Source organism: Phenylobacterium sp. GW821-FHT12F10, assembly GCF_058806695.1.
Window position 1 is genome coordinate 233079 of the sequence record NZ_JBXAPY010000003.1, and the last position, 25663, is coordinate 258741.

Annotated in this window: 22 protein-coding genes and 1 tRNA gene; 13 read left to right on the forward strand and 10 right to left on the reverse strand. The window is 70.2% G+C overall.

All coding sequences use genetic code 11. The features are described from left to right. Positions 1–61: 61 nt before the first annotated feature. Positions 62–706, forward strand: coding sequence for a glutathione S-transferase family protein (locus AC1RN5_RS17165; protein ID WP_493042355.1), 645 nt, complete (start codon positions 62–64; stop codon positions 704–706). Positions 707–712: 6 nt separating this feature from the next. On the opposite strand, the gene AC1RN5_RS17170 is transcribed toward AC1RN5_RS17165, so the two are convergent. Beyond that, a complete protein-coding gene (locus AC1RN5_RS17170; RefSeq protein WP_493042356.1) occupies positions 713–1606 on the reverse strand; it encodes a LysR family transcriptional regulator in 894 nt (297 codons plus the stop codon). Positions 1607–1760: 154 nt separating this feature from the next. Between AC1RN5_RS17170 and AC1RN5_RS17175 the strand changes: the two genes are divergently transcribed. Beyond that, positions 1761–2255: a VOC family protein gene (locus AC1RN5_RS17175; protein ID WP_493042357.1), complete on the forward strand. Its 495-nt coding sequence runs from the start codon at positions 1761–1763 to the stop codon at positions 2253–2255. A 71-nt stretch (positions 2256–2326) separates the two neighbouring features. Further along, positions 2327–3007: a hemerythrin domain-containing protein gene (locus AC1RN5_RS17180; protein ID WP_493042358.1), complete on the forward strand. Its 681-nt coding sequence runs from the start codon at positions 2327–2329 to the stop codon at positions 3005–3007. Here the strand turns inward: AC1RN5_RS17180 and queG are convergent. Genes queG through AC1RN5_RS17200 form a run of 4 tightly spaced genes read right to left on the reverse strand, consistent with a single transcriptional unit; the run spans position 3004 to position 6864 of the window. Further along, positions 3004–4113: a tRNA epoxyqueuosine(34) reductase QueG gene (gene queG, locus AC1RN5_RS17185; RefSeq protein ID WP_493042359.1), complete on the reverse strand. Its 1110-nt coding sequence runs from the start codon at positions 4111–4113 to the stop codon at positions 3004–3006. The two genes, AC1RN5_RS17180 and queG, sit on opposite strands and share 4 nt — an antisense overlap. After that, positions 4094–4768: an FtsZ-binding protein FzlA gene (gene fzlA, locus AC1RN5_RS17190; protein WP_493042360.1), complete on the reverse strand. Its 675-nt coding sequence runs from the start codon at positions 4766–4768 to the stop codon at positions 4094–4096. Before fzlA ends, queG begins: the two co-directional genes overlap by 20 nt. A gap of 39 nt (positions 4769–4807) precedes the next feature. Beyond that, complete coding sequence (locus tag AC1RN5_RS17195) at positions 4808–5740, reverse strand: cation diffusion facilitator family transporter (protein WP_493042361.1); 933 nt, start codon at positions 5738–5740, stop codon at positions 4808–4810. A gap of 53 nt (positions 5741–5793) precedes the next feature. Beyond that, on the reverse strand, positions 5794–6864 hold the full coding sequence (locus AC1RN5_RS17200; RefSeq protein WP_493042362.1) for a citrate synthase/methylcitrate synthase: 1071 nt from the start codon (positions 6862–6864) through the stop codon (positions 5794–5796). 89 nt (positions 6865–6953) lie between these two features. Here AC1RN5_RS17200 and AC1RN5_RS17205 point away from each other — a divergent pair, with 89 nt between their 5' ends. Then, complete coding sequence (locus AC1RN5_RS17205) at positions 6954–8120, forward strand: citrate/2-methylcitrate synthase (RefSeq protein WP_493042363.1); 1167 nt, start codon at positions 6954–6956, stop codon at positions 8118–8120. Between the two features lie 176 nt (positions 8121–8296). On the opposite strand, the gene gltB is transcribed toward AC1RN5_RS17205, so the two are convergent. Together gltB and AC1RN5_RS17215 are read right to left on the reverse strand one after the other, a co-directional pair. Next, entirely contained in the window at positions 8297–12877 is a 4581-nt protein-coding gene (gene gltB, locus AC1RN5_RS17210; protein WP_493042364.1) for a glutamate synthase large subunit, read from the reverse strand. Between the two features lie 71 nt (positions 12878–12948). Further along, positions 12949–14385 (reverse strand): NAD(P)-dependent oxidoreductase, encoded by a 1437-nt coding sequence (locus tag AC1RN5_RS17215; RefSeq protein ID WP_493042365.1) that lies wholly within the window; start codon positions 14383–14385, stop codon positions 12949–12951. A 223-nt stretch (positions 14386–14608) separates the two neighbouring features. Here AC1RN5_RS17215 and AC1RN5_RS17220 point away from each other — a divergent pair, with 223 nt between their 5' ends. Further along, positions 14609–15415, forward strand: a complete 807-nt coding sequence (locus tag AC1RN5_RS17220; RefSeq protein ID WP_493042366.1) for an undecaprenyl-diphosphate phosphatase — start codon at positions 14609–14611, stop codon at positions 15413–15415. Positions 15416–15422: 7 nt separating this feature from the next. On the opposite strand, the gene AC1RN5_RS17225 is transcribed toward AC1RN5_RS17220, so the two are convergent. Then, positions 15423–16394 carry a complex I NDUFA9 subunit family protein gene (locus tag AC1RN5_RS17225; protein ID WP_493042367.1) on the reverse strand — a complete coding sequence of 324 codons (972 nt, stop codon included), beginning with the start codon at positions 16392–16394 and terminating at the stop codon, positions 15423–15425. 153 nt (positions 16395–16547) lie between these two features. On the opposite strand from AC1RN5_RS17225, the gene AC1RN5_RS17230 reads away from it, so the two are divergent. The 7 genes from AC1RN5_RS17230 (at position 16548) to rpoN (ending at position 23038) form a co-directional block, all read left to right on the forward strand. Further along, positions 16548–16634 (forward strand) — tRNA-Leu (locus tag AC1RN5_RS17230). A gap of 51 nt (positions 16635–16685) precedes the next feature. Then, on the forward strand, positions 16686–17303 hold the full coding sequence (locus AC1RN5_RS17235; protein ID WP_421933880.1) for a ribonuclease D: 618 nt from the start codon (positions 16686–16688) through the stop codon (positions 17301–17303). Positions 17304–17310: 7 nt separating this feature from the next. Next, complete coding sequence (gene lptC, locus AC1RN5_RS17240) at positions 17311–17931, forward strand: LPS export ABC transporter periplasmic protein LptC (protein ID WP_493042368.1); 621 nt, start codon at positions 17311–17313, stop codon at positions 17929–17931. A 52-nt stretch (positions 17932–17983) separates the two neighbouring features. Continuing rightward, positions 17984–18529: an LptA/OstA family protein gene (locus tag AC1RN5_RS17245; protein ID WP_493042369.1), complete on the forward strand. Its 546-nt coding sequence runs from the start codon at positions 17984–17986 to the stop codon at positions 18527–18529. 41 nt (positions 18530–18570) lie between these two features. After that, positions 18571–19296 carry an LPS export ABC transporter ATP-binding protein gene (gene lptB, locus AC1RN5_RS17250; protein ID WP_493043007.1) on the forward strand — a complete coding sequence of 242 codons (726 nt, stop codon included), beginning with the start codon at positions 18571–18573 and terminating at the stop codon, positions 19294–19296. An 85-nt stretch (positions 19297–19381) separates the two neighbouring features. Continuing rightward, entirely contained in the window at positions 19382–21439 is a 2058-nt protein-coding gene (locus tag AC1RN5_RS17255; RefSeq protein ID WP_493042370.1) for a prolyl oligopeptidase family serine peptidase, read from the forward strand. Positions 21440–21541: 102 nt separating this feature from the next. After that, entirely contained in the window at positions 21542–23038 is a 1497-nt protein-coding gene (gene rpoN / locus AC1RN5_RS17260; RefSeq protein ID WP_493042371.1) for an RNA polymerase factor sigma-54, read from the forward strand. Here rpoN and AC1RN5_RS17265 read toward each other — a convergent pair. Beyond that, the gene (locus AC1RN5_RS17265) at positions 23035–23694 is read right to left on the reverse strand and encodes a glutathione S-transferase family protein (RefSeq protein WP_493042372.1); all 660 of its coding nucleotides are present in this window, start codon (positions 23692–23694) and stop codon (positions 23035–23037) included. The genes rpoN and AC1RN5_RS17265 overlap by 4 nt on opposite strands. Then, positions 23684–24730: an aspartate-semialdehyde dehydrogenase gene (locus AC1RN5_RS17270; protein WP_493042373.1), complete on the reverse strand. Its 1047-nt coding sequence runs from the start codon at positions 24728–24730 to the stop codon at positions 23684–23686. The genes AC1RN5_RS17265 and AC1RN5_RS17270 overlap by 11 nt, the downstream gene beginning before the upstream one ends. A gap of 284 nt (positions 24731–25014) precedes the next feature. Between AC1RN5_RS17270 and AC1RN5_RS17275 the strand changes: the two genes are divergently transcribed. Next, positions 25015–25641 (forward strand): exopolysaccharide biosynthesis protein, encoded by a 627-nt coding sequence (locus tag AC1RN5_RS17275; protein WP_493042374.1) that lies wholly within the window; start codon positions 25015–25017, stop codon positions 25639–25641. Positions 25642–25663 lie beyond the last annotated feature (22 nt).

Here is a 25663-nt window from a genome sequence, read left to right on the forward strand (position 1 = left end):
GTGACAGCCAAAAGTGGACGCCGGTCTTGGCGCCCGTCACGCGACCAAGGATAAGCCGCCTGTGCCCACTCTCTATCACTGCGCCGACGCGCGCTCCTTCCGGGCCCTCTGGGCCCTGGAGGAGCTGGGGCTGGCCTATGAGCTGAAGCTGTTGCCCTTCCCGCCCCGGGCCCTGGCGCCGGACTATCTCGCAGAGAACCCCCTGGGCACCATCCCCCTGCTGGTGGACGGGGCGACGCGGATGACCGAGAGCGCGGCCATTGTCCAGTACCTGGCCACCCGCGACGGGCCCACGGCGCTCTCGGTGGAGCCTGGTGACCCGGCCTATGGCGACTGGCTGAACGGGCTGCACTTCGGCGAGGCGACGCTCACCTTCCCCCAGACCCTGGTGCTCCGCTACACGCGCCTGGAGCCGAAGGAGCGCCGCAACCCGCAGGTGGCCGAGGACTACGGCCGCTGGTTCAACGCCCGCCTCAAGGGCCTGGAGCCGCGTCTGGCCGCCAACGGCGGCTGGTATTGCGGCGGGCGGTTCACGGGCGCCGACATCTCGGTGGGCTACGCCCTGCTGCTGGCGGAGACGCTGGGCCTGAATGAGCGGTTCAGTCCGGCGGTCCGGGACTATTGGGCGCGGCTGCAGGACCGCGAGGGATTCCGGAAGGCGAAGGCCGCCCAGGCCGACGCGCCGGCGGCCACCTGGCAGGCCTGAGGCGGCTCATCGGGCCTGCAGGCGGGGCTTCTCCCCGTGGATGTACTCGGCCAGGAAGTCGGCGAAGGCGCGCACGTGGGGGGCGTTGCGCATATCCTCGCGCACGATCAGCCAGAGCTCGGAGTCCATCTCGGCGATCCGCGGGAGGCATCGAAGCAGGTCCGGCTCGCCATCGCCCACGAAACACGGAAGCATGGCGACCCCCAGGCCGGCCCGCAGGTTCGAGACCAGGTTGGTCAGGCTGTTGGAGCGGAAGCGGATCACCGCGTCGGGCGCCGAGGCCTGCAGCCACATGGGCTGGGGGACATTGGCCATCAGCCCCTCCATGCCGATGATGCTGTGGCCGCGAAGATCCTCCCGCCGCCGGGGCGCGCCGTGCTCCTCGGCATAGGCCCGGCTGCAATAGACATTCCAGGCCGCGTCGCACATGCGGCGCGCGACGACCCCCGCCCCCTCCGGCCGCGATCCGGCCCGCAGAGCCACCTCGGCCTCGCCGCGGGCCAGGTCCAGGCGACGATCCTGGGTGATGAGCTCGATCAGCACGCCCGGGTGCCGCTTCTGGAACTGCAGCAGGCAGGGCGCCACCAGGTAGTTGGCCAGGATCTCGCTGGTGGTCAGGCGGACCACGCCGCTCAGCGCGCGGTGTTGCGCCTCCAGCAGGCTGCAAAGGGCCTGAACCTCCCGCTCCATGCGCTCGGCGGTCTCGGCGACCCGCGCCCCCAGCTCGGTCAGGCGATAGCCCGTCCTCTGGCGCTCGAAGAGCTGCGCGCCCACGGCGCGTTCGATCTGGGCGATGCGGCGGATCACGGTGGTCTGGTTGACGCCCAGCGCCCTCGCCGCGCTCAGGGCCGCCCCTGACCGAGCCACCGCCAGCACGATGCGAAGATCGTCCCAGTCCATGGGCCAATACTGCATATTCGCCGCACAGCTTGGCAATAGTGCGGATTGAGAACGCCGTTCTCCGGAGATATCACCCCGGCCAAGAGTTCAGCGCGCCCGCCGCGCTCCATCCCCTTCAACCTGCGTACCCGGCCCGCGGCATAAGGCGTCGACCATGATCCATCAGCTCCACCACATGGCCTTCCGCTGCCGGGACAGCGAAGAGACCCGGGCCTTCTATGAAGACGTGATCGGCCTGCCCCTGGCCGCGGTCCTCGAACTGAAGACCAGCGCCACCGGCCGTCCCATCCAAGCCCTGCACAGCTTCTTCGAGATCCGCGACGGCTCGTTCCTGGCCTTCTTCGAGGTTCCCGACCAGCCGTTCGCGTTCAAGCCGCAGCACGACTTCGACCTGCACATCGCCTTGACGGCCGATCTGGCCGCGGTCCAGGCGGCGGTCACGGCGGCCAGGGCGCGGGACCTCGAGGTCCGGGGGCCCTCGGATCACGACTTCATCCGCTCGACCTATTTCCGCGACCCCAACGGTTACGTCGTCGAACTCGCCGTTCCCACGCCCCGGCGCGACGAGGTGCTTTCGATGGCACGCGGCAAGGCCCGGGCCCAGCTCGCCGCCTGGACCGAGCGCCGGCGCGATCCCGTCGCGGTCTGACGCCTCCGGCGTCGCCGCCTTCCCCCTTTCGACAGCAACAGCCGCCCGCGGTGGGCGGCGAAGGAGAACCTATGTCCGAACGTCACGACTTCTACGGCCCGATCCACAAGGGCCTGCGCCTGGGGTCCATGCGCCTTTTGACCGCCCTGGGCTGTGTCGACTGGAGCGACCCTGCGGCCGGCGGCGACCTGCTCGAGCAGCTGCGCGCCCACCTGGTCCTCCTGGCCAAGCACCTCGATCACGAGGACGGCGAGATCAATGTGCTCCTGCGCGAGGCGACGCCGGGCCTCGGGGTGCGGCTCGACCACGACCATGACGATCATCGCGCCGCCTTCGAGGGCCTGGACCAGGCCCTCGCCGAGGTGGAGCGGGCCGAGGGGGACGCGCGCCGCCGGGCCGGCCACCGCCTCTACCTGCGCTTCTCGCGCCACCTGGGGGAGGACCTGCTGCACATGGCCCGCGAGGAGGAGGAGGCCCTGCCGCGCCTGCAGGACCTGTTCGACGACGCGGCGCTGGAGGCCATCCACAACCGCATCAAGGCCTCGATCCCCGTCGACCGGCTGGTGGCCTACTTCAAGCTGATCATCGCCGCCGCCAGCCCCCAGGAGCGGCTGATGCTGATGGCCGACCTGCGGTCCGGCGCCCCGGCTGAGGTCTATGAGGCGGTGGCGGCCGGCGTCCGGAGCGCGTTGCCGGCGAGTGAGTGGGACGCCCTGTCCGTCGCCCTGACCGGCCTGCGTCAGGCGGCCTAGGTCCACTCGGCGCGCACGTCTCCGTCGGCCTCGGCGGGGACGTGGCGGGCCCTCAGGCCGGCGAAGACCTCGGCCGGCAGCAGCCGCGACAGCGCCCAGACCGCCGCCCCACGCACCAGGGGGGACGGATCCTCCAGCCGCCGCTCGGCGTCCGCCGCCCGGCGGGGCTCGCCGGAATTGCCAATGGCGTAGAGCACGTTCCGCACGAACCGGTCGCGCCCGATCCGCTTGACCGGGCTCTTGGAGAACAGGGCGCGGAAGCCGGCGTCGTCCAGGGCCGCCAGCTCGGCCAGGGTCGGCGCCTTCAGGGCGTCGCGGGCCTGCAGCCTCTGCTCGCGCGCCGCGGCGGCGAACTTGTTCCAGGGGCAGACCGCCAGGCAGTCGTCGCAGCCGTAGATGCGGTTGCCCATCGGCGCGCGGAACTCGCGGGGGATCGGCCCCTTCAGCTCGATGGTCAGATAGGAGATGCAGCGCCGCGCATCCAGCTGGTAGGGCGCGGGGAAGGCCCCCGTCGGGCAGATGTCCAGGCAGGCCTGGCAGGAGCCGCAGTGATCGGTCTCCGGCGCGTCGGCCTCGAGCTCCAGTTCCGTCAGGATCGAACCCAGGAACAGCCAGGAGCCGAATTCGCGGCTCACCAGGTTGGTGTGCTTGCCCTGCCAGCCGAGGCCCGCCCGGGCGGCCAGCGGCTTTTCCATCAGAGGGGCGGTGTCGACGAAGACCTTCAGCTCGCCGCCGAACCTGGAGGCCAGCCAGGAGGCCAGCTGCTTGAGCCGCCCCTTGATCAGCTCGTGATAGTCGTCGCCCTGGGCGTAGACCGAGATGACGCCGCGGTCGGTGTGTTCGAGAGCCTCGAGGGGATTGCGGTCGGGGCCGTAGTTCACCCCCAGCATGATGGCCGAACGCGCCCCGTTCCACATGGCGTTGGGGTGGGATCGCCGCTCGGCGGTGTCGGCCATCCAGGCCATCTCGCCGTGGCGGCCATGGCCGATGAACTGCTGGAGGCGGTCGCCGGCGGCCCAGGGCGCGTCGACGCGCGCGAAACGGCAGGCGTCGAAGCCCAGCTCGGCGGCCTTGGCGGCGATCAGCTCAGAAGTCGAGGTCGTCATAATGCGGCGCCGGCGCGAGGCCGGGCCAGCGGTCGGCCAGCAGCGGCCGGAAGGCCGGCCTCGATTTCAGCTTCATGTACCAGGTCTTGACCGCCTGGAAGTCCGCCCAGGGCACGTCGCCGAAATAGTCGATCACCGACAGATGCGCCGCGGCGGCGAAATCGGCCAGGGAGAGGCGGTGGCCCGCCAGCCAGTCGCGCTCGGCCAGCAGGCTGTCGATATAGACCATGTGGCCGCGCAGGGCCTCGCGGCCCTGGCGCAGGGCGGCCAGGTCCGGGGCGCCCAGGCCCAGCAGCCGCTTCTCCATCTTCTCGTGCAGGATGAAGCCGCCGACCTCGTAGTCGAACTTGCGGTCGAACCATTGCAGCAGCCGCCTGGCCTCGGCCCGCTCGGCGGGCTCGCGGCCCAGCAGGGCGGGTTCCGGATAGGTCTCCTCCAGGTGGTCCAGGATCGCCCGGCTCTCGCAGAGCACCAGCGACCCCTCGGTGAGCACCGGGGTCAGGCCCGAGGCGTTGAGCGCCACCAGCTCCTTGGGCCGCTCCCAGTAGCGCACCGGGTTCTCGGCGAAGGCCAGGCGCTTTTCGCCCAGGGCCAGGCGCACCTGGCGGGAGGCGGGATCGAGGGGGAAGTGGTGCAGGACGCGTTCGGGGGACATGGGCGATGCGGCCTAGCACGGCCTGCGTTAAGGGCGCGTTTACTGAGCGTGCTCGGCGAAGGCGCCGCCGTGCGGCTCGGCCCGGCCGCGCGGATCGGCGTGGATCAGGATGTCGGCGTGGGGGAAGTGCTCCAGGATCCGCTTCTCGGCCTCGACGATCACCCGGTGGGCGTCCTCCAGGGTCAGGTCGGGATCGAGGTCGACGTGCATCTGCATGTGGACATAGGGGCCCGAGGCCCGGGTGCGCAGCTGGTGGACGTCGGTCAGCCGGGCGTCCTGGGCCACCAGGGCCACCACCCGGGCGCGGTCGGCCTCGGGCAGCTCGGCGTCCAGCAGCTGGCCCGAGGCTTCGCGGAACACGCCGATCGCCGCCCACAGCAGCAGGGCCGCGACGGCCAGGCCGGCGAAGGCGTCCAGGGCGAACCAGCCCAGCCAGGCCGCCGCCGCGATACCCAGCAGGGCGATGATGTTGGAGGCCACGTCGGTGAGGTAGTGGGCCCGGTCACCGGAGACCGCCACCGAGCTGGTCTGCTTCAGCACCCGGCCCTGGGCCACGATCAGCAGGCCGGTGAGCACGGTGGAGATCGCCATCACCCCCACCGCCCAGGCCTCGTTCTGGACCGGGGCGGGGTGCAGGATGTGGACGATGGCTTCCCGGCCCACCAGGGCGGCCGAGGCGAAGACCAGGCCCGCCTGGGTCAGGCTGGCGAAGGCCTCGGCCTTGCCGTGCCCGAACCGGTGCTCGGCGTCCGGCGGCGCCTGGGCGTAGCGGACGGCGTAGAAGGTCACCAGGCTGGCGATCAGATCCAGCCCCGAGTCCGCCGCCGACGCGAGAAGCGCCACCGAGCCCGAGATCAGCCAGACCCCGGCCTTGATCGCCACCAGCACCGTGGCCGTGGCCACCGACAGCAGGGTGATGCGCCGGGTGAGGGCGGCGGCGGTCTTGGGGTCGAGGCCAGCGGGCGCGTGCATGGCCCCTATCTAGTTCGGCCCCGCGCGCCGCCCCAGCGCTAACGACTCGCAGGTCACGCAGCCGCGCGCGGCGTGGGGCCCACATAGACCGACTGCGGCCGGATCAGGCGGCCGCCCGCCAGCTGCTCGCGGGCGTGGGCGATCCAGCCCGCCGTGCGCCCCATGGCGAAGACGCAGGTGAAGGCCGAGGGCGGGAAGGCCAGGGCCTCCAGCAGCAGGGCGGTGTAGAACTCCACATTGGTGTCCAGGCTCCGGTCGGGCTTGTGGGCCTTGAGGATCTCCAGCACCGCCCGCTCCACGGCCTCGGCGAACTCCAGCCGGCCCGCCCGGGTCCCCATCCGGCGGATCGCGCCCTTCAGCGCATCGGCGCGGGGATCGCGCACCCGGTAGACCCGGTGGCCGAAGCCCATCAGCCGGTCGCCGCGGGCCAGGGCCGCCTCGATCCAGGGCCGGGCGTTCTCCGCTCCGCCGATCCCATCCAGCATGTCGATGATCGGCCCCGGCGCGCCGCCGTGCAGCGGACCCTTGAGGGCGCTGATCCCGGCCAGCACCGCCGAGCCCAGGCCCGCCCGCGTCGAGGCCACCACTCGGGCGGCGAAGGTCGAGGCGTTCAAGCCGTGGTCGCTCACCGTCACCAGATAGGTGTCCAGGGCCTCGGCCTGCGCCTGGTCGGGCGCCTTGCCCAGCATGCGCAGGATGTCGGCGGCGTGCCCCAGCGAGGTGTCGGGCGCGATCGGCGCCTCGCCGGCCTGGCCCCGCACGACCGCGGCGGTGAACACCGCAGGCGCCGCCAGCAGGCGCAGGGCCGTGGCCAGATCGTCGCCGTCCGCCAGCCGGGCGGTGAGCGCCCGCATGGCCTCGATGGGCGACAGGGCCAGGATCCCGGTGTCCAGGGCCGAGACCTCGGCGAACACCTCGGCCCGCGCGGCGGCCAGCGGTCCCGCCAGGTCGGCGGGCAGGTGGTCGAAGAACCCGTCCCACAGCAGCCGGGTGACCTCCTCGAAGCTGGCGCGCCCGGCCAGCTCGTCCAGGGACCGGCCGCGGATGATCAGCCGTCCGGCCGCGCCGTCCACGTCGGACATCACGGTGTGGGCGGCGACGACGTCTTCCAGTCCGTCCGTCATGGGAGGACCTCCTTTTTTCCAAACTTGCTAAGGGCGATATTTGCCGCCAAGCTGGGAGCGTCAATCTTGATCAACATAATCAACATAAGATGCCTCAGACCAAGGCCAGCGACTGGATCGGCGCCGACGAGGCCCGCGAACGGCTCGGGGTCCGGCCCCAGACCCTCTACGCCTATGTCAGCCGCGGCCGGGTCCAGAACCGCATCGATCCCCGCGACCCGCGTCGCAGCCTCTACCGCTCGGCGGACATCGCGGCGCTCGTTCAGCGCAAGACCCGCAGCCGCAAGGCCTCGGAGGTGGCGGCCGGCGCCATCGCCTGGGGGGAGCCGGTGCTGGTCTCGGCCATCACCACCATTTCCCAGGGCCACCTGTTCTATCGCGGCCGCGACGCCGTTGAGCTGGCGGAGACCGAGACCCTGGAATCCGTCGCCCGCCTGCTGCGCGGCGGCCACGGGGCGGCCCTGAAGCGCACCGACCGGCCCCGGCCGCCGGAAGGGGCCGACATGACCGCCCGGGCCTTCCTGGCTCTGGCCGCCCGCGCCGGGGTCGACGCCCCCGCCCTCGGCCGTCATCCCCTGGCCCTGGCGGTGGAGGCCGCCACCCTGCTGGACGTGCTCACCGACGCCGTCGCCGGCGAGGTCGGCGGCGGGGCGATCCACAACCGCCTGGCCTTCGCCTGGGGCCTGGGGCCCGGCGGGCCGGGGGCGGACCTGGTGCGCCGGGTGCTGGTGCTGCTGGCCGACCACGAGCTCAACCCCTCGGCCTTCGCCGCCCGGGTAGCCGCCTCGACGGGGGCCTCCCTGGCCGCCGCCGCCCTGGCGGGCCTGGCGACGCTGTCGGGCCCGCGTCACGGCGGGGCGCCGGCGGCGATCCGCGGCTTTTGCGCCGAGGCGGCCCAGGGCGGGACCCGCAGCGTCATCGCCGCGCGCCTGGCGGAGGACCGCCTCCTGCCGGGTTTCGGCCACCAGCTCTATCCCGACCACGATCCCCGCGCCGCCGCCCTGCTGGACCGCTTCCAGCTGACCCCGGAGATGGCCAGCCTGCGCGCCGCCGTGGAGGACATCACCGGCCTGGCGCCCAATATCGACTTCGCCCTGGTGGCCATGTCCGACGCCCTCAAGCTGCCCCGCGAGGCCCCCTTCGCCCTCTTCGCCGTCGCCCGCTGCGCCGGCTGGATCGCCCACGCCATCGAACAGGGCCAGACCGGCGCGCTCATCCGGCCGCGGGCGCGCTATGTGGGGGTGGAGGTGGCGTGATCTCTCTCCTCCTCTCCCCCTTCAGGGAGAGAGGGTAGGGTGAGGGGGCGCGCAGCCGAGCTGCGCGTCTCGACGCCGGAGCAACAACGGACGTTCAGAAAGTGCCCTCACCCTACCCTCTCCCGCAGGCGGGAGAGGGGGTGCTGACCTTTGGCCTTTCCCCCAGCGGCAGACACCTACGCCCGGTGATGCACCGCCTCTTCCTCGGCGAGCGGCTTGTCCAGGCGGTGCACCATCTCCTTGGGGACCACCTGCCAGAACTTCCCGAGATGCCGGTCCCAGTCGCGGAGAATCCCCGCGGCGAACACCGAGCCGGTCTCCCGCGCGTGCTCCTCCACCAGCCCCTTCAGCTCCGCCTCCCAGGCCCGGGTCCCGATCCGCTGCACCACCACGCTGTCGGTGTTCAGGTGGGTCAGGAAGCGATCGTGCAGGTCCAGCACATAGGCCATGCCCCCGGTCATGCCGGCGGCGAAGTTGAAGCCCACCGGCCCCAGGATCACCGCCCGCCCGCCGGTCATGTATTCCAGCCCGTTGGCGCCGCAGCCCTCGACGACCGTCACGGCCCCGGAGTTGCGCACCCCGAACCGTTCCCCGGCCAGGCCCGCGGCGAACAGCCGGCCCGCGGTCGCGCCATAGAGGACAGTGTTGCCCAGGATGGCGTTGGCCTCCGGCGCCGCCAGGTGCGGTGAGGGGCGCAGGACGATGGTCGCCCCCGACAGGCCCTTGCCGACATAGTCGTTAGCCTCGCCGGTCAGCTCGATGCGCAGGCCCTGGACTGCGAAGGCTCCCAGGCTCTGGCCCGCCGAGCCCTTGAGCTGCACGGTCAGGTGCCCGGCCGGCAGGCCGGTCATCCCGAACTTCCGCACGATGTGCGAGGAGGTGCGCGATCCGATGGCCCGCGCCGTATTCCGCACCGTGTAGGTGAGCTGCATCTTCTCGCCCCGCTCCAGCAGGGGGGCGGCGTCGCGCACAATCTGGGCGTCCAGGGTGTCGGGCACCTCGTTGCGGCCCTCCACGACGCAATGGCGCGGGTTCGAGCCCGGATCGGCCATCACCAGCAGGGGGTTCAGGTCCAGGTCGTCCAGGTGCTCGCCGCCGCGGGAGACCTGGGCCAGCAGGTCGGTGCGGCCGACGATCTCCTGGAGGGAACGGAAGCCCAGGGAGGCCAGGATCTCGCGCACCTCCTCGGCGATGAAGGTGAAGAGGTTGATCACCTTCTCCGGGCTGCCGGAGAACTTCTCGCGCAGGGCCTCGTCCTGGGTGCAGACCCCCACCGGGCAGGTGTTGGAATGGCACTGGCGCACCATGATGCAGCCCATGGCGATCAGGCTCGCGGTTCCAATCCCGAATTCTTCGGCCCCCAGCATGGCGGCGATGACGATGTCGCGGCCGGTGCGCATGCCGCCGTCGGCGCGCAGGCGCACCGAGTGGCGCAGGTTGTTCAGGGTCAGGACCTGGTTGGCCTCGGAGAGCCCCATCTCCCAGGGCCCGCCGGCGTATTTGATGGAGGTCTGGGGCGAGGCCCCGGTGCCGCCGACATTGCCGGAGATCAGGATCACATCTGCTTTTGCTTTCGCCACGCCGGCGGCGATCGCCCCGATGCCGGTCATGGCCACCAGCTTCACGCAGACCCTGGCCGTCGGGTTGATCTGCTTGAGGTCATAGATGAGCTGGGCCAGGTCCTCGATGGAATAGATGTCGTGGTGCGGCGGGGGTGAGATCAGCATCACGCCGGGCGTCGCGTGCCGCAGACGGGCGATCAGCTCGGTGACCTTGAATCCGGGCAGCTGCCCGCCCTCGCCGGGCTTGGCGCCCTGGCTGACCTTGATCTCGATCTCGCGGCATTGGTTGAGATATTCCGCCGTCACCCCGAACCGCCCCGAGGCGATCTGTTTGACCGCCGAGTTGGGGTTGTCGCCGTTGGGCAGGGGCTTGTAGCGGGCGCTATCCTCGCCCCCCTCGCCGGAGACGGACTTGGCCCCGATGCGGTTCATGGCGATGTTCAGCACCCCGTGCGCCTCGGGGCTCAGCGCCCCCAGGCTCATGCCCGGCGTCAGGAACCGCTTGCGGATCTCGTTGACGCTCTCGACCTCGTCCAGGGCCACCGGGCGCTCTGGCGAGCGCCAGTCCAGCAGGTCGCGCAGCTGGATGGTGGGCTGGCGGCGCATCCCCGCGGAGAAGGCCTGGTAGGCGGCGTAGTCGCCGCTGTCGCAGGCCCGCTGCAGGGTGTGGATCATCCGCGCCTCGAAAGCGTGGCTCTCGCCGCTGGCGCGGGCCTTGTAGAGGCCGCCCACCGGCAGGCTGACGGCCCCCGGATCCCAGGCCCGGCGATGCACCTCGACGGCCTTGGCCTCCAGGCCGGCGAGGCCGATGCCCGAGATACGCGAAGGCATGCCGGGGAAGAATTCCGCCACCAGGGCGCGGGACAGGCCCACGGCCTCGAAGTTATAGCCGCCGCGATAGGAGGAGATCACCGCGATCCCCATCTTGGCGATGATCTTCAGGAGGCCGCCCTCGATGGCGTGCTTGAAGTTCAGGCAGACGTCCCGGAGCGTCAGCTCCCCGGCCAGGCCGCGCTCCAGCCGGTCCTGGAAGCTCTCCTGGGCCAGATAGGCGTTCACCGCCGTGGCCCCCACGCCCACCAGCACCGCGAAATAGTGGGTGTCCAGGCACTCGGCCGAGCGCACGATGATCGAGACGTAGGACCGCAGCCCCTTGGCCACCAGCCAGGAGTGGACCCCGCCCGTGGCCAGGATCATCGGCAGGCCCACGCGGCCTGGCCCAGAGGCCTCGTCGGTGAGCACGATGGTGGCGCAGCCGCGCAGGGCCGCGTCCTCGGCCTCGGCGCGGATGCGGTCGAGATTGGCCCGCAGGGCGTCGCCGGGCCGGGCCTCGTCGGCCGGGATCGGCATGGTGCAGTCGACGCTGGCCACGGAGCCCTCGCCGATGAAGCCCATGATCCGCTGGTACATGCCGGTGGTGAGCACCGGGCTCTCCAGCACGAAGACGTCGGTCTGGGCCTCGTCCTGGGCCAGGATGTTGCCGAGGTTCTTGAACCGGGTCTTCAGGCTCATGACGCCCGTCTCCCGCAGGGAGTCGATCGGCGGGTTGGTCACCTGGCTGAAGTTCTGCCGGAAGAAGTGGCTGAGCGGTCGGTACTGGTCGCTCAGCACCGCCAGCGGCGCGTCATCCCCCATGGAGCCCACCGCCTCCTTGCCGTCCTCGATCATCGGGGCCAGCAGCAGCTCCAGGTCCTCCAGGCTCATGCCGGCGGCGGCCTGGCGCCGCGTCAGCTCCTCCCGACCATAGGCGCGGGGCTCGGGCCCCGGCGCGATCTGCGCCTCCAGGTCCACCATGTTGCCCAGCCACTGGTCATAGGGGTGCTGGGCGGCGAGGCGGTCGATGATCTCGTCCTCCTCGTAGAGGCGGCCCTCGGCGAGGTCGACGGCCACCATGCGGCCAGGCTGGATATGGGCCTTGCGCACGATGCGCGCCTCGTCGACCCGGCACATGCCGGCCTCCGAGCCCATGATCAGCAGGCCGTCGTCGGTATAGGTCACCCGCAGGGGCCGCAGGCCGTTGCGGTCCTTGCCGGCCACGACCCAGCGGCCGTCCGTGGCGCAGATGGCGGCGGGGCCGTCCCAGGGCTCCATCACCGCGTTGCAATAGGCGTAGAGCGCCCTGTGGGCCGGGCTGATCTGGTCGTCGCTCTTGTGCGCCCAGGCCTCGGGGATCAGCAGGGCCTTGGCCATGGGGGCGTCGCGGCCCGCCCGGACCAGCACCTCGAAGGTGTTGTCCAGCGCCATGGAGTCCGAGCCGCTGGCGTCCTGGATCACCGGCTTCACGTCGTCCCCGAAGTCGCCGAAGGCGTCGGCGGCCATGCGGATCTCGTGGCTCTTCATCCAGTTCAGGTTGCCCTTCTTGGTGTTGATCTCGCCGTTGTGCGCCAGCATCCGGAAGGGCTGGGCCAGCCGCCATTCCGGGAAGGTGTTGGTGGAATAGCGCTGGTGGAAGATCGCCACCGCGGCCGTGAACCGTTCGTCGGTCAGGTCGGGATAGAAGGCGTCGATGTGCTCGGCCAGGAACATGCCCTTGTAGATCAGCGACCGGGCCGAGAGCGAGCACAGGTAGAATTGCTGGATGCCGGCCTGGCCCACGCGCTTCTCGATGCGCTTGCGGCACAGGAACAGGGCCCGCTCCAGGGCCTCGCCCTCCAGGCCGGCCGGGCCGGCCAGCATGATCTGCTCGATCTCGGGGCGGGTGGCGTTGGCCTTCTCGCCGATGACCTTGGTGTCCACCGGGACCTGGCGCCAGCCGTAGATGTAGAAGCCGAACCTCAGGGCCTCGGCCTCGACGATGGTGCGGGCCGCCTCCTGGGCGTTGAGGTCGTTGCGCGGCAGGAAGACCTGGCCCACGGCGATGGGGCCGGGGCGCAGCTTGTGGCCCGTGCGCTTCACCTGGTCGGCGAAGAAGTCCTGCGGCACGCTGACCAGCACGCCGGCGCCGTCGCCGGTCTTGCCGTCGGCGTCGATGGCGCCCCGGTGCCAGACGCTCTTCAGCGCCCGGATCGCCAGCTCCACCACTTCGCGGCGCGGCTGCCCGTCCAGGGCGCAGACCAGACCCACCCCGCAGGCGTCCCGTTCACTGTCGGGATCATAGGCATGGCCTTCGATGAGCTTGGCGCGATTTGAAATGAACCGGGCCGTGTCGGCGGCCCCCCACCGCTCATCCCGGCGAAGGCCGGGACCCAGATTCATCTGGGGCGCTTGGTGGGTTTCACCTGGGTCCCGGCCTTCGCCGGGATGAGCGGGATATTGGCTCATGGTCTTCACTCCGCCGCGACGAGCGCGGGTTCCGTCAGGTAGCGGTGGATGGCGTCGGCGGCGTCGCGGCCATCCTTGATCGCCCAGACCACCAGGGAGGCGCCGCGGGCGATGTCGCCGGCGGCGAAGACGCCGGGGATGCTGGTCATCAGGCTGCCGAAGTCGGCCTTCACCGTGCCCCAGCGGCTCACCGCCAGGTCGGGCGCCTTGAACAGGGTGGGCAGGTCCTCCGGATCGAAGCCGAGGGCCTTGATCACCAGGTCGGCGGGCGCCTCGAAGTCGGCGCCCTCGATCTCTTCCGGCGCCGCGCGGCCCGTGGCGTCGGGCGCCCCCAGCCGCATACGGGCGGACCGCACCCCGGCGGCGAGATCGGCCTTGCCCAGCACGGCGCGCGGCGCGGCCAGCCATTCGAACACCACGCCCTCCTCCTCGGCGTGGGCCACCTCGCGGGCCGAGCCCGGCATGTTGGCCCGGTCGCGGCGATAGAGGCAGGTGACCGACTTCGCCCCCTGCCGCACGGCGGTGCGCACGCAGTCCATGGCGGTGTCGCCGCCACCCACCACCACAACGTCTCGGCCTCTCGCGTGCAGGGCGCCGGAGACGAACTCCGGAACCTCGTCGCCCAGGCCCGCCCGGTTGGAGGCGATCAGGTAGTCCAGGGCCGGGGTGACGCCGGCCGAACCCGCGCCGGGGACCACCAGGTCGCGGGCGGCATAGACTCCGGTGGCGATCAGCACGCTGTCATGCCGGTCGCGAAGGTCGTCGAGGGTGGCGTCGTGGCCCACCTCGAAGTTCAGCTCGAATCTCACGCCGCCGGCTTCCAGCCGCTCGGTGCGCCGCATCACCACGTCCTTCTCCAGCTTGAAGCTGGGGATGCCGTAGATCAGCAGGCCGCCGGCCCGGTCGTGGCGGTCATAGACGGTGACGGCGTAGCCCATCTCCACCAGGCGCTCGGCGGCGGCCAGGCCCGCGGGCCCCGCGCCGATGATCCCCACCGACTGGCTGCGGGGCCGGCCGGGGACCAGGGGCTGGACCCAGCCCTCCTCCCAGGCCTTGTCGGTGAGGTAGCGCTCGACGGCGCCGATGGTGACGGTGCCGTGGCCGGACTGCTCGATGGTGCAGGAGCCCTCGCACAGGCGGTCCTGCGGGCAGATGCGGCCGCAGATCTCGGGCATGGAATTGGTGGCCTGGGAGAGCTCGTAGGCCTCCTGCAGCCGTCCCTCGGCCGTCATCCGCAGCCAGTCGGGGATGTTGTTGTGCAGCGGGCAGTGGGTCTGACAGAAGGGGATGCCGCACTGAGAGCAGCGCGAGGCCTGCTCGCGCGCCTTGGCGTCGATGAAGTCGGCGTAGATCTCATGGAAATCGCCGGCCCGCTCGCCCGCCGCCCGCTTGGGCGGCGTGGCCCGCTCGACCGTCGTGAACTTCAGCATCCGCTCGGCCATGGCCGTCCCTCCGCCCAATCCGCGGGCAGGGGGCTTTTACGCGCCTTTTCAGGGGCCGGAAATATGATGGTCTAATTTAAGGACGATACGGCCTTCAGAGACTGACCAGGCACGCCAACCACTTAAATCCCGAGCGTATATAGTCCATAAACGGGATGAACCTCAAATTTACCCTGTTCCACCTCCTTGGGGGCGATATCCTCAAGCGCCCTGAAAGCAGCCCATGTCCGACTGGATCTACGCCGTCATTCTCGGCATCGTCGAAGGGGTGACCGAGTTCATCCCGGTGTCCTCCACCGGCCACCTGCTGCTCACCAAGACCCTGCTGGGTCTGCCCGACGGCTTCTGGGACACCTTCACGGTCCTGATCCAGCTGGGCGCGATCCTGGCGGTGGTGGCCCTCTATTTCGGCAAGCTCTGGAAGGTGCTGATCGGCCTGCCCACCAGCGCCGAGGCCCGGTCCTTCGCCATCTCGGTGCTGATCGCCTTCATACCGGGCGCCATCGCGGGCCTGGCCCTGCACGACGTGATCAAGACCATCCTGTTCGAGAGCCCCCGCCTGATCTGCTGGTCGCTGATCGTCGGCGGGGTGGTGCTGCTGGCCCTGGATCGCTGGTCCCCGGCGCCGCGGGAGGGCGACGCCATGGCCCTGACCTGGAAGACCTCCCTGGTGGTGGGTCTCTTCCAGACCCTGGCCCTCATCCCCGGCGTCTCGCGCTCGGGCGCCACCATCGTCGGCTCGATGCTGATGCGGGTGGAGAAGCGGGCCGCGGCCGAGTTCTCTTTCTTCCTGGCCATCCCCACCATGGCCGGCGCCTTCGCCGTCGATCTCTACAAGAACAAGGACGCCCTTAATGTCGACCAGGCCGGACTGATCGCCGTCGGCTTCGCGGTCAGCTTCGTGGTGGGCTTCATCTTCGTCCGCACCCTGGTGAACTTCGTCGGCCGCCACGGCTTCGCCCCCTTCGCCTGGTGGCGGATCGTGGTGGGGGTCGGCGGTCTGGTGGCGCTCGGCGTGGTGGGCCGCTAGCCACGGTCTAGGCGGCTGCGAGGCGCTCGGTCTCGTCGGCGTACTGGCCGCCCTTGCGGAAGCGGTAGAGATAGGCCGGCACGATCGCCTCGACCGCGGTGGGCTCGATCCCCAGCTCGGCGAGGCCGGGCAGGGCGCCGGAGACCACGTTGTCGGACTTCAGCAGCTCGACCTGGTCCTCGGTCAGCGGCGGGGCGATCGGGGTCAGGGCCAGGATCTCGCAGACCTTGCCGATCAGGGCCGCCACCGGGAAGGGCAGGGGCAGCAGCATCCGCTTGCGGCCGGTCTCGGCCAGGACGATCTCCATGAGCTGGCGGAAGCTGTAGGCGACGGGGCCGCCCAGCTCGTAGGTCCGGCCGGCGCAGTCGGGATCGACCACGCAGCGGGCGACGGCCTTGGAGACGTCGCCGACGAACACCGGCTGCAGCTTGCCTTCGCCGCCGCCGATCAGGGGCAGGGCGGGGCTGATCACCGCCATCTCGCCGAACTTGTTGAAGAAGTGATCCTCCGGGCCGAACACCACCGAGGGGCGCACGATCACGGCGTCGGGGAAGGCTTCGCGGACCGCGGCCTCGCCCATGGCCTTGGTGCGCGCGTACTTGGAGGGCGAGTCGGGATCGGCGCCGATCGCCGAGATCTGCACGAACCGGCGCACGCCGGCGGCCTTGGCCACGGTGGCGATGTTGCGCCCGCCCATGCCGTGCACGCTCTGGAATTTCTGGCGGCCGGTCTCGTAGAGGATGCCCACGGCGTTCACCACCGCCTCGGCGCCCTCGACGGCGCGGCGGATGGAGGCCTGGTTGCGGATATTGGCCTGGACCACCTCGATCTGACCGACATCCCCCAGCAGCCGCATCTTGTAGGCCAGGTGCGGCTGGCGCACGGCCACCCGGACCCGCAGGCCCTGCTTGGCGAGGGCGCGGACGACTTGGGCTCCGAGAAAGCCCGAACCGCCGAAGACGGTGACCAGATCCTGCATGGGGTTCGCTTGGATTTGAGTGGGTCTTGAGGCGCTTCGGATAGACGAACCGACCCCGCGCCGCAATGCGACTTGATAGGAAGGTGAAGCGGGGCGTTGACCGGGCCGGGGCGGCGCCCTAAGGAACCCCCCTCGCGCGATCCGGTGGATCGGGCCCAGGTGGCGGAATTGGTAGACGCGCTGGCTTCAGGTGCCAGTGGCTTAACGGCCGTGAAGGTTCGAGTCCTTTCCTGGGCACCATCCCTCTCCCTATATGGGAGAGGATCTAGTTTGCGCCGGAGCGAGGCGACCTTGGCGAATCATCTGCACATCGGCGATTTACCCAAGGGCGCCTTCGCCGGCGCGACCTCGGTCGCGGTGGATTCCGAGACCATGGGCCTGCGGCTCGGCCGCGACCCGCTCTGCGTGGTGCAGATCTCCGACGGCAAGGGCGACGCCCACCTCGTCCAGCTCGACCGGTCGACCTATGACGCCCCGAACCTCAAGGCCCTGCTGACCGATCCGGCGGTGACCAAGATCTTCCACTTCGGCCGCTTCGACATCGCCATGTTCTATCTGCACCTCGGCGTGGTGACGGCTCCGGTCTACTGCACCAAGATCGCCTCGAAGCTGGCGCGGACCTATACCGACCGCCACGGCCTGAAGGACGTCTCCAAGGAACTGGCCGGGATCGACATGTCCAAGGCCCAGCAGAGCTCCGACTGGGGCGCCGCCAAGCTCAGCGACGACCAGATCGCCTACGCCGCCTCCGACGTCCTGCACCTGCACGCCCTGCGCGCGCGGCTGGACGCCATGCTGGTGCGCGAGGGCCGCGACCACCTGGCGCGCGCCTGCTTCGACTTCCTGCCTCACCGCGCCCTGCTCGACGTGGCCGGCTGGGAAGAGGTCGACATCTTCGCCCATATGTGAGGCCGCGGTGACCGCCGCCTTCGCCGAGGGAACCTATCCCCAGCTCAGCGCCGACTTCGAACGCTGGCGCAAGCGCTCGCGGCTGATCCGGCGCCTGCGGGTGATCCTGCCGGCGATCATCGGCCTGATCCTGCTGTCCATGGTCGGCTTCGTGATCCAGAGCACCCTGGCCGGGTCCAAGGACAAGCCCCAGGACGCCGACGCCCCCATCCAGCTGGTCAATCCCCGCTTCCTTGGCCGCGACGACAAGGGCCGCGCCTTCGTGCTCACCGCCAAGGTCGCGGTGCGCGATCCCAAGGACTATCAGCGGGTCATGCTCGACACCCCCATGCTGATCCTCGACGAGGAGGGGCCGCGCCCCACCCGGATCTCGGCCAAGGCCGGGGTCTATCGCGAGGACAAGCGGGTGCTGAATCTCGAGGGTGGCGTGAAATTGAACGGCGGGGACGTGAATTTCTCCACCGCCACCTCCATCTTCAACACTGCGACCGGCGAGCTGGAGGGCGCGGGCGAGATCCAGGGCGCCGGCGCGCTTGGAGAAATCATCGCGAAGTCCTATGGCGTTTACGACAAGGGCGAACGCATGGTGTTCAAGGGCGGCGTGCACACGCGCGTCGAGTCGCACTAGACTTTCGAACGGCATGGGCATGATCAGGCTAGCGACGATGAAGCATTGGGCGATGGGCGCACTGGCCTGCGGGCTGTTCGTGGCTGGACCGGCCGCGGCGCAACTGGCGCAGAACTCCGACGCGCCGGTGGACATCACCGCCGACGAGCTGGAAGTGGTCAACGCCCAGTGCCTGGCCACCTATTCCGGCGGGGCCGAGGCCCTGCAGGACACGGTGCGCCTGCGGGCCGACGTGCTGAAGATCTTCTACAAGCCCAATCCCTCGGCCAAGCCGGGCGGAACCGGCCAGGCCGGCGCCTCCTGCGGCAACCAGCTCGACCGCATGGAGGCCAAGGGCTCGGTCTATTACGTGACCCCCCAGCAGCGGGTCCGCGGCGACGCGGCGGTCTATGACGCGGCGGCCGACACCATCACCATCACCGGCGACGTGGTGGCCGCCCAGGCCCAGAACGTCCTGCGCGGCTCCAAGCTGGTGATCAAGGTCTCCACCGGCGACGCCCAGATGCAGAGCGGCGTGAAGGGCCGCAACAAGCCCGGCCGCGTCCGCACCGTGCTCTATCCCAAGCAGCAGGCGGGACAGCCCGCCGCGCGGCGCTAGGGGCCAGGGTGAAGTCCGAAAGCTTCGTCGCGCTCCCCGGTCTGGCCGGCGAAGGGCTGGTGGTCGACAATATCGGCAAGTCCTTCCGTGGCCGCCCGGTGGTGAAGGGGGTGACCCTGCGTCTGCGTCGTGGCGAGGTCGTCGGCCTGCTGGGCCCCAACGGGGCCGGCAAGACCACCTGCTTCTACATGATCACCGGCCTGATCCCGGTGGACTACGGCGCCATCTATCTCGACGGCGAGAACATCACCGCCCAGCCCATGTACCAGCGCGCCCGCATGGGCGTCGGCTACCTGCCGCAGGAAACCTCCATCTTCCGGGGGATGACCGTGGAGGAGAACGTCATGGCGGTGGTGGAGCTGCGGGCCAAGGACATGGGCCAGGCCCGCACCACGGTCACCCAGCTGCTCACCGACCTGCACATCGAGCACCTGCGCAAGGCGCCGGCCATCTCTCTGTCGGGCGGGGAGCGCCGCCGGGTGGAGATCGCCCGGGCGCTGGCCAGCGAACCCTCCTTCATGCTGCTGGACGAGCCCTTCGCCGGCATCGACCCCCTGGCCATCTCCGATATCCGTGAGGTGATCGCCTTCCTGAAGAGCCGCGGCATCGGCATCCTGATCACCGACCACAATGTCCGCGAGACCCTGGACATCATCGACCGCGCCGCGATCATCCATGCCGGCGAGGTGCTGTTCGAGGGGACCCCCGCCGAGATCGTCGACGATCCCGAGGTCCGCCGCGTCTATCTGGGCGAACGCTTCGGCTGATCCGGCCCAAGCTGGACAATCCATCCCCCGACCGCCTCTAATGGGCCGCTAGGTTTGCGTCTCGTCCTGTGATGTGGGGATTTTCATGCGTTCTGTCCTGCTGGCCACGGCCCTCTGCGCCCTCTTGACCGCTCCCGCGGTGGGGCAGGTGCTGGAGGGGCCGCAGCGACTGTTCACCGGCCGTGACCTGTTCGGGCTGGAGGTCGCCTCCGACCCCGAGATTCGCCCCGACAGCGGGACCATCGCCTATGTGCGGGCGACCAACGACATCATGACCGACCGGGCCCGGCGCTCGATCTGGCTGGTGGACCCGCAGAGCGGCGCCCAGGGCCCGCTGGTGGCCGACGAGGCCTCGAACTTCTCGCCCCGATGGTCGCCGGACGGCCAGCGCCTGGCCTATGTGGCGGCGGGCCCCGGCGGGGCGCAGCTCTATGTGCGATGGATGGCCACCGGCCGGTCGGCCAGGCTCGCCAGCCTGAACCAGTCGCCCGGCGACATCACCTGGTCGCCGGACGGCAAGAGCCTGGCCTTCACCATGCTGACCCCCGACGAGGGGCACCGGCTGGGGACCCCGATGGCCAAGCCGGAGGGCGCGAGCTGGGCCGATCCGCTGACGGTGGAGAACCGGGTCACCTGGCGCGCCGACGGGGCCGGCGAGCTGAAGCCCGGCTTCTCCCAGGTGTTCGTGGTCTCGGCCGAGAGCGGGGCGCCGCGCCAGCTCACCTTCGGGCGCTTCGACGCCGTCGGGCCCCTGGCCTTCACCCCCGACGGCAAGGCCCTGCTCTTCGCCTCCAACCGCAACGCCAACTGGGAGCGCGACCCCCAGGAGAGCGAGGTCTATCAGCTGACCTTGGCCGACGGGACGCTCGCCCCGCTCACCAAGCGGGTGGGGCCCGACCTCAATCCGGTGGTGTCGCCCAACGGCCGCCAGATCGCCTATCTCGGCTTCGACGACGCCCGCCAGCGCGGCTACGAGAACGTGGTGCTCTACGTGATGGATCGCGACGGCGGGAACAGCCGGGCGCTGAGCGCCGGCCTGGATCGCTCCGTGGGCTCCCCCCGCTGGTCCGCCGACGGCCGCGGCCTCTATGTCAGCTATGACGACAAGGGCGAGACCAAGGTCGCCCGGGTCGGCCTCGACGGCAAGGTCGAGACCGTGGCTGCCGGCCTGACCGGTTCGGGGCTGGACCGGCCCTATACCGGCGGCGACTTCTCGGTGGCCGACAACGGCATGGTGGCGTTCACGCAGGGCACGCCCCTGCGGCCCTCCGACATCGCCGTGGCCCGCAAGGGCGGCCCGGCCAAGCGGCTGACGGCCCTGAACACCGACCTGCTGGCGGGTAAGACCCTGGGCAAGGTGGAGGCCCTGCCGGTCACCTCCTCCTATGACGGCAAGCCCATCGGCGCCTGGATCGTCACCCCGCCCAATTTCGACCCAGTCAAGAAATATCCCCTGATCCTGGAGATCCACGGCGGGCCCTTCTCGGCCTATGGCCCGGTCTTCTCCACCGACGACCAGCTCTATGCGGCGGCGGGCTATGTGGTGGTCTATTCGAACCCCCGGGGCTCGACCTCGTATGGCGAGGCCTTCGCCAACGAGATCGACCGCAACTATCCCAGCCACGACTATGACGACCTGATGAGCGTGGTGGACGCCGCCATCGCCAGGGGGTTCGTCGACGACAAGCAGCTGTTCGTCACCGGCGGCTCCGGCGGTGGGGCCCTGACCGCCTGGATCGTCGGCAAGACCGGCCGGTTCGCCGCCGCGGCCACCCAGAAGCCGGTGATCAACTGGACCAGCGAGGTGCTGACCACCGACGGGTACAACAGCATGGCCAAGTACTGGTTCGGCAAGATGCCGTGGGAGGATCCCCAGGGCTACTGGGCCCGCTCGCCGCTCTCCCTGGTGGGCAATGTCACCACGCCGACTCTCGTGGTGGTGGGGGAGAAGGACCTGCGCACCCCCGACAGCGAGGCCGAGCAGTACTACCAGGCCCTGCAGCTGCGCGGCGTGCCCACGGCCCTGGTGAAGGTGCCCGGCGCCTCGCATGGCGGGATCGCGTCACGGCCGTCCCAGGCGGCCTCCAAGGCCGCGACCATCCTGGCCTGGTTCGAGCGCTACCGGCCGACGGCGCCCAAATAACGGGAAAAGATCATGGTTAACCAAAAGGTCGCAGGCCGGTTAACCAATCACTCGTGAATGCACGCCTAGCCTGTCCAGCAAGAAACAGGCCAGGAGGCGATTTTGGCGCTCGGCGCGCGTTTAGAGATGCGGCAAGGCCAGGGGTTGGTGATCACCCCCCAGCTGCAGCAGGCCATCAAGCTGCTGCAGCTCTCCAACATGGAGTTGGAGGCCTATGTGGAAGGCGAACTGGAGCGGAACCCGCTGCTCCAGCGCGACGAACGCGACTCAGAACCCGATGTCGAGGCCGGCCCCCGCGACGCCGAGGACTTCGCCTCCGACCAGATTCCGGAGGGCGCGGCCGAGGCCCATATGGACGTCAGCCATGAGGCCGAGGCCTCGCCGGGCGAGCGCAACACCGGGGACGCCGCCGACGGCGCCGGCGAGGCCGGGGGCGCCATCGACTGGTCCCGCGCCGGCAAGGGCGGCTCCTTCGAGGACACCGACGACTTCGAGCAGCGCCTGACCCGCGAGAAGACCCTGGCCGAGCACCTCCACGACCAGCTGGCGGTCTCGGGCTTCTCCGGCATCGAGTACGCCGCCGCCAGCGTGCTGGTCGATGGCGTCGACGAGGGCGGCTACCTGCGGGTCGACATGGCCGAGACCGCCGAGCGGCTGGGCTGCGACCCGACCTTCCTGGAGGACGTGCTGCGCATGCTGCAGCGCTTCGAGCCCATCGGGGTCTTCGCCCGCGACGTGCGCGAGTGCCTGATGCTGCAGCTCAAGGAGCGCGACCGCTGCGACCCGGCCATGATGGCCCTGCTGGACAACCTGGACCTCCTGGCCCGCCGCGACCTTGGCGCCCTGCGCAAGGCCTGCGGCGTGGACGACGAGGACCTCAAGGACATGATCGCCGAGCTGAAGTCCCTGACGCCCCGCCCGGGCGCGGCCTTCGGCGGCGAGCCCAGCCAGCCCGTGGCCCCCGACGTCTTCGTCCGCGAGGGCCTGGGGGGGCTGTGGCACGTGGAGCTGAACTCCGACACCCTGCCCCGCCTGCTGGTGGACCAGCGCTACCACGCCCGGGTCTCCGCCGGGGCGCGGACCGACCAGGAGAAGGTCTTCGTCGCCGACTGCATGGCCAGCGCCAACTGGCTGGTGAAGAGCCTCGACCAGCGGGCCAAGACCATCCTGAAGGTCGCCAGCGAGATCGTGCGCCAGCAGGACGGCTTCCTGGCCTACGGCGTGGAACACCTGCGGCCGCTGAACCTGAAGACCGTGGCCGACGCCATCGGCATGCACGAGTCCACGGTCAGCCGGGTGACCTCCAACAAGTACATCGCCACCCCGCGCGGCATGTTCGAGCTGAAGTTCTTCTTCACCTCCGGCATCGCCAATTCCGGCGGCGGCGAGGCCCACTCCTCGGAGAGCGTGCGCCACCGGATCAAGCAGTTGATCGAGACCGAGCGGAACGAGGCCGAGGTCCATTCCGACGACCGGATCGTGGAGATCCTCAAGGAGACCGGGGTCGACATCGCCCGCCGCACGGTGGCCAAGTACCGGGAGGCCATGCGCATCCCGTCCTCGGTGGAACGCCGCCGGGTGCTGAAGGCCGCCTGCTAGACGAAGGGCGCCGCAAGCCCTTCCACGGCAAGGGTTTCCTGGACCGCGGGCCTGGCGAGGACGCGGGCGGCGTGGGCCCCCAGGACCGGGATCTCCCGGGCCGGATGGGGCAGGGTGCGGCCCCAGCGGACCATCATCAGCAGGTAGAGGTCGGCGGCCGAGAAGCCCGAGGGCAGCAGCCAGTCGCGGCCCTCGAGCTGGCCGGCGATGGTCTGGAAGTTGGCCGCCAGGCGCTTGCCGGCCGCGGCCTTGGCGGAGGCCTCGTGGGCCGGATCGTCAATGTACTCATGGGGATAGAACCAGGCCCGGAACTCGGCCTGGGTGGTGTTTGCCAGGTGGACCATCCACTTGTAGTAGTCGCCCCGGTCGGGGTCCCCCAGCGCCGGGGCCAGGCCCGGATGGCGGTCGGCCAGGTGGAGGGCGATGGCGGCGGTCTCGTAGAGGGCCCGGCCGTCCGCCACCAGGACCGGGATGCGTCCATTGGGGTTGAGCTTCCGGTAGGCCGGGCCGGCCTGCTCCCCGGCCTCCCGGTCCACCGTCCGCAGCTGGAAGGGGACCCCCAGCTCACGGAGCATCATGTGGGGCAGCAGGCTGGCCGTGCCCGGTGAATAGTGCAGCTCGTACATGTCGGTCTCCACGGAGGGATCAGGCGGCATATTGCTCGGCGATCTGGACGGCGTTCAAGGCGGCGCCCTTCAAGAGCTGATCCCCGGCCAGGAAAAGGGTGAGTGTGCGGCCCGACGGATCGCTGGCGTCGACACGTAGCCGACCGACCAGCACGTCGTCCTGGCCCGAGGCCTCGACGGGCATGGGGAAGTGGTTGTTTTCACTGTCGTTCACGATGCGGACCCCCGGCGCCTTGGCCAGGAGGGATTCCGCCACGCTGACCGACATGTGACCGTCGAACTCCACCGTGAGCGCCATGGAGTGGGCCCGCAGCACCGGCACGCGCACGCAGGTGAAGGACACCCGCATGTCCGGGGCGGCCAGGATCTTGCGGATCTCGGCCATGACCTTGCTCTCCTCGCCATTGTACCCGGTGAGGGGATCGATGGCGGTGTTGTGGCTGAAGACATTGAAGGCGTAGGGGTGCGGCAGGACCTTGGGGGCGAAGGCCTCGCCCGCCAGATAGGCGGCGGTGGAAAGCTCCAGCTCCTCCATGGCCGCCGCGCCGGCGCCCGAGGCCGACTGGTAGGTCGAGCCGATCACCCGGACGATGGGGTTGCGGGCGTGCAGGGGCGCCAGGGCCATCACCGCGATGGCGGCCACGCAGTTGGGATTGGCCACGATGGCCGGGCGGGCCTCCAGCAGGCCGCCATTGACCTCCGGCACCACCAGGGGGGTGTCGGCGTCCATGCGGAAGGCCGAGGAATTGTCCACCACCAGGGCCCCTCGGGCCGCGGCGATGGGGGCGAACTCACGGCTGATCGACGCCCCGGCCGAGAACAGGGCGATGTCGACGCCCTCGAAGGCCTCCGGCGTCAGGGCCTCGACGGTCACCGGCTGGCCCTTGAACATCAGGGTCTTGCCCGCCGAGCGCGGCGAGGCCAGCAGCCTCAGGCTGGCGACCGGGAAGTCGCGGCGCTCCAGGCAGCCGATCAGCTCGGCGCCCACGGCGCCGGTGGCCCCGACGACGGCGACAGTGAACAGGCGCTGGCGGGGGGGATTCTCAAGTTCGGCTTGGACAGACATGGGTCGTTCTCCGGTTCGAGGGCCGGAGGGCGGGGCTGTCTCAAGTCTCGTGGACCTTCAAGCACCCGACCTTCCGGCGGGGTGCTGGGGGTGGCTACGCGGCGTGCGCGCGCGAACCCCCAGGCCCCGAGAGCCTGGTGGTTTTAATGGCGCGTTTAATGACGGCGATCCGCATGGCGCGCCTCCTAGCCGAAAGTCCGCGCCCCTGTAAAGCCACGGCCGCCGTTTTCGCTCGCGAAGCGTTGTGCTGGCGACAGGGCCTGCGCCCGACGATATGAGACCGCATGCCTGACCGAGAGTCCCCCGAGCACCTGAGCCTCTCGGCCCATATCCGCGCGCTCGGCCGGCAATCGGCCGAGACCGTGACCCTGGGCGAGATCATCGACACCTTCGGGCGCCGGGCCTTCGGCGCCCTGATGTTCGTCCTGGCCCTACCCAACCTGCTGCCCCTGCCGCCGGGCTCCACCACCGTCCTGGGGGCGCCCCTGCTGCTGATCTCGCCGCAGATGGTGATCGGCTTCCAGACCCTGTGGCTGCCGGCCTTCATCGACGACCGCAAGATGAGCCGGGCCGACCTGGCCCGGGGCTTCGAGAAGCTGCTGCCCTGGCTGGAGCGGATCGAGCGCGTCTCGCGGCCGCGGCTGATCTTCATGTTCGGCCCGGTGGGGGACCGGCTGATCGGCCTGGTCTGCACCCTGCTGTCCTTCGTGCTGATCCTGCCCATCCCCCTGGGCAACGTCCTGCCGGCCCTGACCATCGCCGTCCTGGGCTTTTCCATGGTGCAGAGGGACGGCCTGCTGGCCCTGGCCGGCTACGTGCTGGCGGCCATTTCGGGGGGCCTGCTGTTCCTCAGCGCCGGGGTCGTGATGGGCGCCGTACACCATCTCGTGGGGTGGTTCGGAGGCGCTTGACACCATCGGCGGTCAGGCGCGT